Genomic DNA, 13,454 nt, shown 5'->3' with positions numbered 1-13,454 from the left:
CAGCTCCAGACATCATTCGAACAACCGGCAATACGATCATGGAGAGCAACATGCGGGACACACTCTGGCCGGCCGTCGTGCTGGCAGCGACCCTCTGCACCACCGCCTACGCCGGCGACGCCGATTTCAACGCGCAGGCCGACGCCACCGACACGTTCGCGTCGGCCGCCGCGCAACGGCGCGCCGACCTGCTCGTGCGCAAGATGACGCTCGACGAAAAACTTCAATTCATTCATTCGCAATACGAAATGTCGAAGGTGCCGGGCGGCGGCGCCGGCTACATCCAGGGCGTGCCGCGGCTCGGCATTCCCGATCTCAACATGGTCGATTCGGCGACCGGCTCCGGCAGCACGTCGCAAGCCAGCACGACGTTTCCGGCCACGATCGCGGTCGCCGCGAGCTGGGATCGGCGGCTGTCGTACGACTTCGGCAAGCAAGTCGCGATCCAGTTGCGCGCGCAAGGATTCGGCATGGGCCTCGCCGGCGGCACCAACCTCGCGCGCGAGCCGCGCGGCGGCCGCCTGTTCGAGTATCTCGGCGAGGATCCGCTGCTCGCCGGCGACCTGCTCGCCGAACGCACGCTCGCCACGCAGCGGCAGAAAGTCATCGCCACGATCAAGCACTACGCGGGCAACGAGCAGGAGCACGGCCGGATGGGCGGCAATACGCAGATCGACGAGCGTACGCTGCGCGAGCTGTACCTGTTGCCATTCGAGATCGCCGCGAAGCGAGGGCGGCCCGGCAGCGTGATGTGCAGCTACAACCGCCTGAACGGCACCTATGCGTGCGAGAACCCTCACCTGCTGAACGACGTGCTGAAGAACGAGTGGGGCTTCCAGGGCCAGGTGCAGTCCGACTGGGGCGCCACGCACAGCACCGCCGCCGCGATCAACGCCGGGCTCGACGAGGAAGAAGACGTCGGGCCGAGCGTGTACCTGACGCCGGCGGCCGTCAAGCAGGCGATCGCGAACGGCTCGGTGTCGACCGCGCGCCTCGACGACATGGTGCGCCGCAAGCTCGCGGTGATGATCCGTGTCGGCGTGATGGACGATCCGGCCCAGGGCGGCGGCACGATCGATTTCGCGGCCGGCAACCGGTTCGCGCAGGCGGCCGCCGAGCAGTCGATCGTGTTGCTGAAGAACGACGGCAACCAGTTGCCGCTGGTCGCGTCGGCGCTGTCGCGTATTGCCGTGATCGGCGGCCATGCGGATGCGGCCGTGCTGTCCGGCGGCGGCTCGGGCAACACGCGCGATCCCGTATCGGGTTCGTTCGCCGGCTGCGGCGGCCTGACGTTCGGATCGTCGACCGGGTGCAGCTGGTGGCGCAATCCGTGGCTCAAGGTCGACGTGCCGATCGTCGCGGCGATCCGCGCGCTGGCGCCGGCCGCACAGGTCACGTATGCAGGCAACAGCGACCAGCAGTCGCCGTTCCGCGCGTACACGCAGCAGGAAATCGATCAGGCCGCGGCGCTCGCGGGCCGCTCGGATGTCGCGATCGTCGTGGTCGCGCAGCCGGCCGGCGAGGATTTCGGCGATCTGCAGAGCCTGAGCCTCGCGAACCCGTCGAACCAGGATGCGCTCGTCGAAGCCGTCGCGCGCGCGAATCCGCATACGATCGTCGTCGTCCAGAGCGGCAACCCGGTGCTGATGCCGTGGAAGGACAACGTGTCGGCCATCGTCGAGGCGTGGTATCCGGGCGAAGCCGGCGGCAAGGCGATCGCGAACGTGCTGTTCGGTGCGGTCAATCCGTCGGGCAAGCTGCCCGTGACTTTCCCGGCGCGCGATCAGGACTCGCCGACGTGGGGGCAAAACGGCACGTTCGACACCGACCCGGTGTACGCGGAAAAGCTGAACATGGGTTACCGCTGGTATGACGCACGCAACATCAAGCCGATGTTCGAGTTCGGCTACGGCCTGTCGTATACGCACTTCGCGTATTCGGGTCTGTCGGTGTCGAAGCAATGGGACGGCTCGCTGAGCGTCGCGTTTACCGTGCGCAACGACGGGCGCGTGGCCGGCGCGGAAACACCTCAGGTCTATCTCGGCGTGCCGTACAAGGACGAGCCGCCGAAGCGGCTGGTCGGCTGGGAAAAGATCCGGCTGAATCCTGGTGAGGCACGGCGCGTGCGCGTGACCGTGTCGCCGCGGATGCAGAGCGTGTGGGATACGGCGCGCAACGGCTGGCGCGTCGTCCCGGGCGGGACCGTGTATGTCGGCGCGTCGTCGCGCGATATCCGCTTGCAGGGCCACTGAGCAAGCGACGATGAAGCGACCGGGGGCGCCGCGCATCGCATGCGCGGCGCCCCTTCTGAACCACCACTGCGCCGAAGCGCCTTATCTGAACAGCAGCGCCAGCATCGTCGCAAGCGCCGCAATCGCGGCGATGCCGGCCACCACACCCGCCAGATGCGCGGCCACCACCACGCCGGCCGGCAATCGCGACACGATGCCGGCCATCACGCACCGCCCGCTTCCAGCGTGTCGAGCAGCGGCCTCGCCAGATGCAGGACCTGGTACACCGTACCTGCGCCGCCGTCGTCCGGCTCATGTTCCGTCACGAGCGCACGCGTCAGCCGCCAGCGCAGCGGATCGAGGCTGACGGCTGCCGCGACCACACCCTGCCGTGTCGCCGCTTCGCGATTGCGTTCGATCTCCCGCGCCAGGGCCGCATCGAGATCGGCATCCGCCGGAATCTCGATCGTTTCCAGACGCGCGAAGCGTCCCGTCGACGCACTGCCCTTGCGCGCGTCGAGCGCAACCCGGGTGTCGATCGGCGCACGGCCGAAACTGTCCGTCACGACCCGATAGCGGCCGTCCGTCACGAACCGCGCGAACGCCTGTTCGTTGCGCCACAGGTAAAACGACGCGTAGCCGTTTTCCGTCGCGCCGTGGCGGCCTGCCTCGCGCAGCAGGAATCCCTTGAACAGCAGGTCCGGCGTGTCGTCCCATAGGCGGCCGCGCTCGCGCACGCGCTGGCGGATGATGCCGAGGTCGTAGTCCGCCGGCAGGCGGTGCACGTAGTACGCGGTCAGCATGATCGACTCCTGGCGAAAGAAACGGACGGCATGAACGCAGCGTAGAAGACCTTGATCCATTTGAAAATACGATGCCAGAATATTTCAATGATTCGATTTTTAAATGGATGAGGATGCGATGAAAACGCTCGACATCGAGGCCGTGCAGGCCTTCGTGCTGACCGCCGACCTCAAGAGCTTCACGCGAGCCGCGGAAGCGCTGGACACCACGCAGTCCGCGGTGAGCCTGAAGATCAAGCGGCTGGAAGACGGGCTCGGCCGCCGCCTGCTGGAACGCACGCCGCGGCAGGTTCGCCTGTCGGCCGACGGCACCGCGTTCCTGGAGCCGGCGCGCGAACTGGTGGCCGCTCACCATGGCGCAATCAGCGCGTTCGGCACGAGCCAGCGACGGCTGGTGATCGGCGTCAGCCACCACGTCGTCGGCGCCGATCTCCCGATGCTGCTGCGGCGGATGAGCGAAGCCGAGCCGGCGCTGGTGCTGGAAATCCGCGTCGCCGCGTCGCGCGACGTGCTCGATGCGTTCGATCGCGGCCAGCTCGATGCAGCCGTCGCGCTGCAGCACGACAGCCGGCGGCTCGACGGCGAAACCATTCTGTCGGAGTCGTTCGGCTGGATGGCGGCGGCCGATTTCGAATACCATCCGCCGCAACCGCTGCGGCTCGCCACGCAGGCCGAACCGTGCAGCGTGCGCCGCATGGCGGTCGATGCGCTGGACGAAGCCGGTGTCGCGTGGACGGAGGTTTTTGTCGGCGGCGGCGTGGCGACGATCGGCGCGGCGGTATCCGCGGGCCTGGCCGTCGCGGCGCTCGGGCATCGCGTCGCGCCCGCCGGCACCGTCGACGTGGGGATGCGCTACGGGCTGCCGCCGCTGCCGACGCGCGACGTGGTGCTTTACTCGAGCCTGACCGATGCGCGCGCCCGGCAGGCGCTGCGTACGCTGGGCGCCGCGCTACGGTCGTCGGTCGGTGTGCGTTGATGTCGCGCGCGGCATCGCAATGCTTCGACGCGCGCCACGGTAAAATTCCGTCTTCGCCCCGCGCTTATGCAGACGATATCCAATCGTCCACGGGCCCACGTCAAACGCATCGACCAGCCATCATCGTCTTGATTTCCCTACACTTTCCGCGTCGCGACGCATGAGTTACTCGCTCGCCACCTCTTACATCCGCGAACTCGAAATCCGCAAGAGCCGTTTCATCGCGTACGCGGTTCCGGTCGAGGACCGCGATGCCGCGATGCAGGTCCTGCAACGCCTGCGCGACGAGCATCCGGCGGCCACCCACGTGTGCTGGGCGTTGCTGGCGGGCGGCCAGTCGGGTATGTCGGATGACGGCGAGCCGTCGGGAACCGCGGGCCGGCCGATCCTCGAAGTGCTGCGCCATCACGATCTCGACGGCGTGCTCGGCGCGGTCGTGCGTTACTACGGCGGCGTGAAGCTCGGTGCGGGCGGGCTGGTGCGTGCGTACACGGATGCGATCGCATCGGCGCTGCTCGATGCCGAGCGCGTCGAGCGCATTCGGCACACGCGGCTCGCGGTCGAGATCGGCTATCCGGAAGAGGCGCGCGTGCGCCGCTGGATTGAACAGGCCGGCTATGAACTGGTGGACAGCGCGTACGGGATGACGGTGAAGCTCGTGATCAAGCTGCCCGAAACCGCCGAAGCCGCGGCAAGAGCCGAACTGTTCGATCTGACGCAGGGGCGCTCCGGCTTCCCCGCATTGTAGGACGGACAGATTCCCGTGAAAAATCGCGACCGCGACCGCGCCGCGTGCCTGATCCCCGAGTAACGCGCGCCGCGTTGCGCAGCGCGCCCCGCGGCCGGTCCGGCCGACCCGAACCGCTCAATAAACGTCCGGCACGATCATGTTGTCCGGCACCGGCCGGCGAATGTAATCCTCGTGATGCTCGCGCTGCGGCAGGTCGATCGTCGGGCGCGGCACCTCGTGATACGGCACCTGGCCCAGCAGATGGTGAATGCAGTTCAGCCGCGCGCGTTTCTTGTCGACGGCCTGCACGACCCACCACGGCGCCTCGGGAATATGCGTGCGCTGCAGCATCTCTTCCTTCGCGGCCGTATAAGCCTCCCAGCGGCGGCGGCTTTCGAGGTCCATCGGGCTCAGCTTCCACTGCTTCAGCGGATCCGCGATCCGGCTCTGGAAGCGCAGTTCCTGCTCGTGGTCGGTGATCGAGAACCAGTACTTGACGATCTGGATTCCGCTGCGCACGAGCATCTTCTCGAACTCGGGCACCGACCGGAAAAATTCCTCGTACTCGTCGTCGGTACAGAAATTCATCACGCGCTCGACGCCCGCGCGGTTGTACCAGCTGCGGTCGAACAGCACGATCTCGCCGCCGGCCGGCAGATGCGCGACATAGCGCTGGAAGTACCATTGCGTGCGCTCGCGGTTGTTCGGCGCCGGCAGCGCGGCAACCCGGCACACGCGCGGGTTCAGGCGCTGCGTGATGCGCTTGATCGCACCGCCCTTGCCGGCCGCGTCGCGCCCCTCGAAAATGACGACGAGCCGGTGTCCGGTATGTACGACCCAGTCCTGCAACTTCACGAGCTCGCCCTGCAGCCGGAACAGCTCGCGGAAATATTCCTTGCGCGCCTCACGGCGCTCGGGCGAGAACAGCAGGTCCTCGCCATCGTGGAAGCGACGGTCGTCGAGCTCCATCTCGAGCTCTTCGTCGTAGGCGTCGACGAGATCCTCCTCGAAACGGCGCTGGCGCGCTTCCATTGAGCTCGTATCGGTGCGGTTGTCGGTCTCGGTGCGGGTATCGTTGTCGCCCATGGGGCCTCCTTCCATCATTGACGCAACCAAACTCGTCCATTATCCCAGCGTCGCGCGTCAAATTCATGAAAACGGGCGGCCAAGCCGGTCAGCAGCGAAACGCGCGGGCCCGCGTCGGGCATGGCGGCTTCGGGGATATCCCCGAAGCCATTGCCGCGTGGATAGCGGACTGCACCCGAACGACCGGCTGAAAAAAATCGGCAGCCGGGTCGCAACACCGGCTGCCGAACGGCGCGCGCGGCCGCTGTCGCCGACGCGCGCATCGCTTCACGGTCAACGTCAACGAATAATCCGCGTCACGCCCCGCCCGCGCGGATCGGCCATCGCCTCCGGCGTCTTGCCGTCGATCTTGATGACCTGGATGTCGCCGCTGAAATCCTGCCCCTTCAGCGTATAGCCGCGCGCCTCGATCTGCTTCGCGAGTTCGCCTTCGATCGGGTGGTACGGCTCCCAGAAGATCGTGTTCGGCGGCAGCAGCTGGTGATGGAAACGCATCGCGCCGACCGCTTCCTTCAGCGGCATCTTGAAGTCGTAGATGTTGTTGATCACCTGGAAGATCGACGTGAAGATGCGCGAGCCGCCCGGCGTGCCGATCACCAGCGACACCTTGCCGTCCTTCGTCATGATCGTCGGCGACATCGACGACAGCGGGCGCTTCTTCGGTTCGATCGCGTTCGCGTCGCTGCCGACCACGCCGAACATGTTCGCGACGCCCGGCTTCGCGGAGAAGTCGTCCATCTCGTCGTTCAGCACGATGCCCGTGCCGTCGGCGATCACGCCCGAGCCGAAATAGCCGTTGATCGTGTACGTGTTCGACACCGCGTTGCCCCACTTGTCGACCACCGAGAAGTGCGTCGTTTCGGCCTTCTCCGGCATCGTCGTGCCGAGACCCGGCTGCACGCTCTTCGTGTCCGACGGCTCCTTCGGGTTGACCTCGGCCGCGCGCTTCGCGATGTACGCGTCGTCGGTCAGCTGCGCGATCGGCACCTTGTAGAAGTCGGGATCGCCGAGATACTGCGCCCGATCGGCGAACACGCGCTTCTCGATTTCCGCGACGAGGTGGATGTACTGCGGCGAGTTGAGCTTCACGCCCTCGAAGTCCTGCTTGAGGTCGGCCTTCATCTTAAGCAACTGCACGAGGCCGATGCCGCCGGAGCTCGGCGGCGGCGCGGTGATCACGTCATAGCCGTTCCACTTCGCCTGCACCGGCTGGCGCCACACCGCGCGGTACTGCGCGAGATCTTCGGTCGTGATCAGCCCGTTGCCGTCGCCGGTCTTCATCGACGCCGCGATCAGCTCGGCCGTCTTGCCCTTGTAGAAGCCTTCCGCGCCGCCGTTCGCGATGCGCGTCAGCACGTCGGCGAGATCGGGCTGCTTGAAGTTCGCGCCGGCCTTCAGCCCGGAAAAATACTTGTCGAAGTTGGTCTTGCCGCCGAACTCCTTCGATGCGTCGACGCCGCGCTGCGCGAGCTGTTCGTCGACGACGAAGCCGTCGCGCGCGTAGTGGATCGCCGGCGCGAGCACCTGCTTCCATTTCAGCTTGCCGAAGCGCTTCTGCGCTGCCCACATGCCCGCGACCGTGCCCGGCACGCCGACCGCGCGCGGGCCGTACAGGCTCATGCCCTTGACGACGTTGCCGTCCTTGTCGAGGTACATGTCCTTCGTCGCGGCGAGCGGCGCACGCTCGCGGTAATCGATGAAGTACGGCTTGCCGTCCTTGTAGATCGTCATGAAGCCGCCGCCGCCGATGTTGCCGGCTTCCGGGTACGTGACGGCCAGCGTGAACGCGATCGCGACGGCCGCGTCGATCGCGTTGCCGCCTTCCTTGAAGATCCGCTCCGCGGCATCCGCGCTGTACTTGTCGGCGACCGCCACCGCCGAGCTCGTCAGGACCGCGGGCTGCGGCCCTTTCGCGTAGGCGGGCGCGTTCGGCAGGAAACCGATGCCGGCCACCGTCGCCAGCACGGCGGCGGATGATTTGAAGCGATTCAGCGTAGTCATTGCATGTCCCCCATGTGGATCTCCTTCAGGCACGACAAGCGCCTGATCCGTGGATGGCCGCTGGCGCGCCGACGGCCATATGCCGGCTTCGTAGTATAGGGGGACAAAAAGGGTCGAACACGCGGCCCGCGACGAAAGCGTGCCGCTTGTGTGCGGCCGGTCACGTTGCGGCGCCGCGACGCGCACGTGGAGCGTTTGACGCCACCTGCGGCGCGCGCCGTCGCGCAGTGCACAAAACCGAAAGTTGCGAACCGCACAGCATGCTACGCACGGCTCGCAAAAAAATCCGCCAACGTCCCGCGCGCGGCACAGGCCGATCTGCGAAGATAGCGCCCCGCTTGCGCGTCGCATCGTCGTTTCGTGCACGCGCCGCTTCACGTTTCTTCGTCTCGCTCCCTATGGCATCACACAATGCGCATCACGCGTCCGGCTTCGCGGCCGGCGTCGCCGCCGCCGTCCTCGTCGCGCAGACCGGCGCAACCGGCCCGTGGCACTCGGGCATGCTCGCCGCGTTCGCGGCGGGCGTCGCGGGCGGCACCGCGCCCGACTGGCTCGAAGTCGCCTGGTGGAGCCGCAAGCGCCGCCTGTGGATCACGCATCGCACGCTTACGCACTGGGGTATCGGCTGGGTCGCGCTGCTCGCGCTCGGCTGGCACGGGCTCATCCATCATCCGCATCCGCTGTGGGCTGCGCCGCTGTTCGGTTTCGCCTGCGGCGGCGTGATGCACCTGCTCGCCGACTGGCCCAATCCGCTCGGCGTACCGTGGATCTGGCGGCGCCATTCGCTCAACCTGTGGAACAGCGGGCATTGCGACCTGATCGTGGTGGCCGCCGCCTGGGGCGGCACGCTGTGGCTCGCGCAGTCGCTGTGGTCGCGTGCGGCGCTGGTCGAACACTGGCTCGGCTGGCTGCATCGCGTCTAGCGGCTCGGCCCCAGTTGCAATTCGACACAATTCAGCGCGCGCTCGGCGTGCCGGCGGGCACGCAACTTTCCGTCCATTGAAAGCGCGGTGCGGGTCCCCATCTGCATGGAAATCGCCGGCACGCATGCCCGGCACGCGCATGCGACGTCTGGCACACTGACGATTCGATTCGCGTGCGACGCGTCCGCACGCTCGCACCCCGCTCGCACCCTATTTCAACGTTCCGATGGACGTCACAGCTACCCGCCCTGCCGCCCGTGCGCTCGACGTGTTCCACCCGGCCGTCGCCGCGTGGTTCCGGCGCACGTTCGCCGCGCCGACCGGCGCGCAGGCGCTCGCGTGGCCGCACATCAAGGCCGGCCGCTCCACGCTCGTCGCCGCGCCGACCGGCTCCGGCAAGACGCTCACCGCGTTCCTGTGCGCGCTCGACGATCTCGTGCGCGATGCGCTCGCGCACGACGGCACGCTGCCCGACGCGACGCTGGTCGTCTACGTGTCGCCGCTGAAGGCGCTGTCGAACGACATCTACGTGAACCTCGACGCGCCGCTCGCCGGCATCGCGGAATCGCTCGCGCAACTCGGCCTGCCGGTGCCCGCGATCCGCACCGCGGTACGCACCGGCGACACGACGCAGGCCGAACGCGCTGCGCTGCGCAAACGCGCCCCGCACATCCTCGTCACCACACCCGAATCGCTGTACGTGCTGCTGTCGTCCACGTCGGGGCGGCAGATGCTGTCGAACGTGCGCTCGGTCATCGTCGACGAAATCCATGCGCTTGCATCGTCCAAGCGCGGCAGCCATCTCGCGCTGTCGCTCGAACGCCTCGACGCGCTGGTCGGCCGTGCGCTGCCGCGCATCGGGCTGTCGGCCACGCAAAAGCCGATCGACGCGGTCGCGCGCTTCCTCGTCGGCGGGCCGGCCGACGCGCCGCGCGACTGCGCGATCGTCGATACCGGCCACACGCGCGAGCGCGATCTCGCGCTGGAACTGCCGAACGTGCCGCTCGAACCGGTGATGGCGACCGACGTGTGGGAACAGGTGTACGACCGCATCGCCGGGCTCGCGGCCGCGCATCGCACGACGCTGGTGTTCGTCAACACGCGCCGCACCGCCGAGCGCATGGCGCGTCATCTCGCCGACCGGCTCGGCAAGGATGCAATCGCCGCGCATCACGGCAGTCTCGCGAAGGAGCACCGCTTCGACGCCGAGCAGCGCCTGAAGCGCGGTGAACTGAAGCTGCTCGTCGCGACCGCGTCGCTCGAACTCGGCATCGACATCGGCGACGTCGATCTCGTCTGCCAGGTCGGTTCACCGCGCGGCATCGCGCCGTTCCTGCAACGCGTCGGCCGCTCGGGGCATCATGTCGGCGGCGTGCCGAAGGGGCGGCTCTTTCCGCTGTCGCGCGACGAACTGGTCGAATGCGCGGCGCTGCTCGACTGCGTGCAGCGCGGCGAACTCGACGCGCTGCGGATTCCCGAAGCGCCGCTCGACGTGCTCGCGCAGCAGATCGTCGCCGAAGTCGCGTGCACGGAATGGCAGGAAGACGCGCTGTATGCGAGCTTCACGCGCGCCGCGCCGTACGCGCGGCTGACGCGTGAACGCTTCGACGAAGTGATGAAAATGCTCGCCGAAGGGTTCACGAGCCGTCGCGGCGTGCGCGGCGCGTACCTGCACCGCGACGTGGTCGGCGGCACCGTGCGCGGCCGCCGCAACGCGATGATGACCGCGACCACTTCCGGCGGCACGATCCCCGACATGGCCGACTACGCGGTGCTGCTCGAACCGCAGGGCATCCAGGTCGGCACCATCAACGAGGATTTCGCGATCGAGAGCCTCGCCGGCGACGTGTTCCAGCTCGGCAACCAGTCGTACCGGATCATTCGCGTGGAAACGGGCCGCGTGCGCGTCGAGGATGCGCACGGGCAATCGCCGAGCATTCCGTTCTGGCTCGGCGAGGGGCTCGGGCGCAGCGACGAACTGTCGGCGGCGGTCGGCCGGCTGCGTGCGCGGCTCGACGCGCTGTTTGCGGAAGGCGACCGGCAGGCCGGCACCGCCGGACGCAAGCGCGCCGGCGGCAACGCCGCGAGCAATGCGCAAGCGCAAGCCTCAACCGCAATCGCGCTCGCCCCCACCGAAAGCCGCCTCGCGCCCGCGTTGCGCTGGCTCGTCGACGATCTGCACCTGTCGCCCGACGCCGCGCGCCAGATCGCCGACTACCTCGCGCGCACCCGCGCCGCGCTCGGCGCGTTGCCGACGCAGGACACGCTCGTGATGGAGCGTTTCTTCGACGAATCGGGCGGCACGCAGCTCGTGATCCATTCGCCGTTCGGCAGCCGGATCAACCGCGCCTGGGGGCTCGCGCTGCGCAAACGCTTCTGCCGCAACTTCAACTTCGAATTGCAGGCCGCCGCGACGGACGACGCGATCATCCTGTCGCTGTCGCTCGCGCACAGCTTCGCGCTCGACGAAGTGTGGCGCTACCTGCGTTCGGCCAGCGCCGAGCACGTGCTGATCCAGGCGCTGCTCGATGCGCCGATGTTCGGCGTGCGCTGGCGCTGGAACGCGACCACCGCGCTCGCGCTGCCGCGCTTCACCGGCGGCAGGCGCACCGCGCCGCAATTGCAGCGGATGAAGAGCGACGATCTGCTCGCGACGGTGTTCCCCGATCAGGCCGCGTGCCTCGAGAACATCGTCGGCGAACGCGAGATTCCGCATCATCCGCTCGTCGACCAGACGCTCGACGACTGCCTGCACGACGCGATGGACACCGACGGCTGGCTCGCGCTGCTGCGCCGGATCGAAAGCGGCGCGATCGAGCTCGTCGCGCGCGACTTGCCCGCGCCGTCGCCGCTCGCGGCCGAGATCCTGAACGCGAAGCCCTACGCGTTCCTCGACGACGCGCCGCTGGAAGAGCGCCGCACGCAGGCCGTGCAGTCGCGCCGATGGAGCGATCCCGAATCGGCCGACGATCTCGGTGCACTCGACGCCGACGCGATCGACGCGGTGCGCGACGAAGCGTGGCCGCTCGTGCGCGACGCAGACGAAATGCACGATGCACTGCTCACGCTCGCGTGCGTCGCCGACAGCGAGACGCACGCCCACGCGGGCTGGCCCGAGCGACTCGCGGAACTCGCGGAACGCCGCCGCGCGACGAAGCTCGCGACGCCGGGCGGCACCGCACTGTGGGTGCCGGTCGAACGGCTCGTCTGCCTCCGCGCGCTGCATCCGGACGCCCGCGCGACACCGGCGCTCAAGGTGCCGGCCGCGTGCGCGCAGCCGTGGGAAGCCGACGCGGCGCTCGTCGACGTGATCCGCGCGCGGCTCACCGGCTTCGGGCCGCTGACGCTCGATGCGATCGCCACGCCGCTCGGCCTGCCGCCCGCGCCGGTGGCGACGGCGCTCGCGGCGCTGGAGCGCGAAGGCTACGTGATGCGCGGCCGCTTCACGCCGGGCGCGACGACCGACGAATGGTGCGAACGCCATCTGCTCGCGCGTATTCATCGCTATACGGTGAAGCGGCTGCGCCGCGAGATCGAGCCGGTCGAGCGCGCCGATTTCATGCGCTTCCTGTTCCACTGGCAGCACCTGACACCCGACACGCGCGGCACCGGTCGCGACGCGCTGGCAGCCGTGGTCGAACAGCTCGAAGGCTACGAGGCCGCGGCAAGCGCGTGGGAAGACGCGCTGCTACCCGCGCGGCTCACCGACTACACGGCGGGCGGCCTCGACGAGCTGTGCCGCTCGGGCAAGCTGGTGTGGACCCGCATCGGCGCGCCGGCGCGCGCGGCCGGCACGCCCGTGAAGACGACGCCGATCGTGCTGCTGCCCCGCCGCCATCTTTCCGCGTGGCAGGCGCTGCGCGATCCCGACGCGCAACCGGCGCTGTCCGCACGCGCCACGCAAGTGCGCGACGCGCTCGCCGCGCACGGCGCGATGTTCTTCGATGCGCTGCTCGACGATCTGCACATGCTGCCCGTCGAACTCGAACAGGCCCTCGGCGAACTCGTGTCGGCCGGCCTCGTGAATGCGGACAGCTACGCGGGCCTGCGCGCGCTGCTGAAGCCGGCCGTCAAGCGCAGCGCGACCTATGCGCCACGCACGCGCCGCGGCGGCGCGCTGATCGGCGGGATGGACGACGCGGGCCGCTGGGCGCTCGTGCAGCGTCAGGCACGGCCGGACGACGACGCGCCCGCGCCGAAACGCAGCCTCGCCACGACCGATCCCGATGCGCTCGAACATATCGTGTGGACGCTGCTGCGCCGCTACGGCGTCGTGTTCTGGCGGTTGCTCGAACGCGAAGCCGACTGGCTGCCCAGTTGGCGCGAACTCGTGCGCGTGCTGCAGCGCCTCGAAGCACGCGGCGAGATTCGCGGCGGTCGCTTCGTCGCCGGGCTCGCGGGCGAGCAGTTCGCGCTGCCCGAGGCCATCCCGATCCTGCGCGAACTGCGACGGCAGCCGGGCGACGGACAATACATATGCGTGACGGGCGCCGATCCGCTGAATCTCGCCGGCACGCTATTGCCGGGCGACAAGGTGCCGGCGCTGGCGGGCAATCGCGTGCTGTTCCGCGACGGCGTGCCCGTCGCCTCGCTGGTATCGGGTACGTTCCACTACGCGCCCGACCTGTCGCCCGCCGCGCGCGAGGACGCGCGCCTGCGGCTCGCACGATCCTGCTGACATCGGCTGACACGCATGCGGCACGA

The 13,454-nt window shown here is 68.4% G+C and carries 9 protein-coding genes; 5 read left to right on the top strand and 4 right to left on the bottom strand.

Annotated elements, in window-relative coordinates; genetic code table 11:
• Nucleotides 1-50: 50 nt before the first annotated feature.
• The gene (locus tag A9Z05_RS00290) at nt 51-2,252 is read left to right on the top strand and encodes a glycoside hydrolase family 3 C-terminal domain-containing protein (RefSeq protein ID WP_069616383.1); all 2,202 of its coding nucleotides are present in this window, start codon (nt 51-53) and stop codon (nt 2,250-2,252) included.
• 81 nt (nt 2,253-2,333) lie between these two features.
• Here A9Z05_RS00290 and A9Z05_RS37330 read toward each other — a convergent pair whose 3' ends face one another.
• Together A9Z05_RS37330 and A9Z05_RS00285 are read right to left on the bottom strand one after the other, a co-directional pair.
• A complete protein-coding gene (locus A9Z05_RS37330; protein WP_256121801.1) occupies nt 2,334-2,456 on the bottom strand; it encodes a hypothetical protein in 123 nt (40 codons plus the stop codon).
• On the bottom strand, nt 2,456-3,034 hold the full coding sequence (locus A9Z05_RS00285) for a DUF4865 family protein (RefSeq protein WP_176730120.1): 579 nt from the start codon (nt 3,032-3,034) through the stop codon (nt 2,456-2,458). The genes A9Z05_RS37330 and A9Z05_RS00285 overlap by 1 nt, the downstream gene beginning before the upstream one ends.
• A gap of 118 nt (nt 3,035-3,152) precedes the next feature.
• Here A9Z05_RS00285 and A9Z05_RS00280 point away from each other — a divergent pair, with 118 nt between their 5' ends.
• Together A9Z05_RS00280 and A9Z05_RS00275 are read left to right on the top strand one after the other, a co-directional pair.
• Complete coding sequence (locus A9Z05_RS00280) at nt 3,153-4,010, top strand: LysR family transcriptional regulator (protein WP_069616583.1); 858 nt, start codon at nt 3,153-3,155, stop codon at nt 4,008-4,010.
• A 160-nt stretch (nt 4,011-4,170) separates the two neighbouring features.
• Entirely contained in the window at nt 4,171-4,758 is a 588-nt protein-coding gene (locus A9Z05_RS00275; protein ID WP_069616381.1) for a YigZ family protein, read from the top strand.
• Between the two features lie 117 nt (nt 4,759-4,875).
• Here A9Z05_RS00275 and ppk2 read toward each other — a convergent pair whose 3' ends face one another.
• Together ppk2 and ggt are read right to left on the bottom strand one after the other, a co-directional pair.
• Nucleotides 4,876-5,826 carry a polyphosphate kinase 2 gene (ppk2, locus tag A9Z05_RS00270; protein WP_069616380.1) on the bottom strand — a complete coding sequence of 317 codons (951 nt, stop codon included), beginning with the start codon at nt 5,824-5,826 and terminating at the stop codon, nt 4,876-4,878.
• 279 nt (nt 5,827-6,105) lie between these two features.
• Nucleotides 6,106-7,827 (bottom strand): gamma-glutamyltransferase, encoded by a 1,722-nt coding sequence (gene ggt, locus A9Z05_RS00265; protein ID WP_069616379.1) that lies wholly within the window; start codon nt 7,825-7,827, stop codon nt 6,106-6,108.
• Nucleotides 7,828-8,225: 398 nt separating this feature from the next.
• Between ggt and A9Z05_RS00260 the strand changes: the two genes are divergently transcribed.
• Nucleotides 8,226-8,750: a metal-dependent hydrolase gene (locus tag A9Z05_RS00260; protein ID WP_069616378.1), complete on the top strand. Its 525-nt coding sequence runs from the start codon at nt 8,226-8,228 to the stop codon at nt 8,748-8,750.
• Nucleotides 8,751-8,976: 226 nt separating this feature from the next.
• Nucleotides 8,977-13,428, top strand: a complete 4,452-nt coding sequence (locus A9Z05_RS00255; protein WP_069616377.1) for a DEAD/DEAH box helicase — start codon at nt 8,977-8,979, stop codon at nt 13,426-13,428.
• Nucleotides 13,429-13,454: the final 26 nt, after the last annotated feature.

Origin of the sequence: Burkholderia sp. A2, from assembly GCF_001729305.1 — a bacterium.
Classification (GTDB): domain Bacteria; phylum Pseudomonadota; class Gammaproteobacteria; order Burkholderiales; family Burkholderiaceae; genus Burkholderia; species Burkholderia sola.
Note: the sequence above shows the minus strand (reverse complement) of the source record. Positions and strands in the feature narration are given on the sequence as shown.

What these genes read in the sequence shown, in the direction of transcription:
- A9Z05_RS00275 (WP_069616381.1), top strand. Translation starts at nt 4,171, where the DNA reads ATGAGTTACTCGCTCGCCACCTCTTACATCCGCGAACTCGAAATCCGC.
- A9Z05_RS00260 (WP_069616378.1), top strand. Translation starts at nt 8,226, where the DNA reads ATGGCATCACACAATGCGCATCACGCGTCCGGCTTCGCGGCCGGCGTC.
- ggt (WP_069616379.1), bottom strand. Translation starts at nt 7,827, where the DNA reads ATGACTACGCTGAATCGCTTCAAATCATCCGCCGCCGTGCTGGCGACG.
- A9Z05_RS00280 (WP_069616583.1), top strand. Translation starts at nt 3,153, where the DNA reads ATGAAAACGCTCGACATCGAGGCCGTGCAGGCCTTCGTGCTGACCGCC.
- A9Z05_RS37330 (WP_256121801.1), bottom strand. Translation starts at nt 2,456, where the DNA reads ATGGCCGGCATCGTGTCGCGATTGCCGGCCGGCGTGGTGGTGGCCGCG.
- ppk2 (WP_069616380.1), bottom strand. Translation starts at nt 5,826, where the DNA reads ATGGGCGACAACGATACCCGCACCGAGACCGACAACCGCACCGATACG.
- A9Z05_RS00285 (WP_176730120.1), bottom strand. Translation starts at nt 3,034, where the DNA reads ATGCTGACCGCGTACTACGTGCACCGCCTGCCGGCGGACTACGACCTC.
- A9Z05_RS00290 (WP_069616383.1), top strand. Translation starts at nt 51, where the DNA reads ATGCGGGACACACTCTGGCCGGCCGTCGTGCTGGCAGCGACCCTCTGC.
- A9Z05_RS00255 (WP_069616377.1), top strand. Translation starts at nt 8,977, where the DNA reads ATGGACGTCACAGCTACCCGCCCTGCCGCCCGTGCGCTCGACGTGTTC.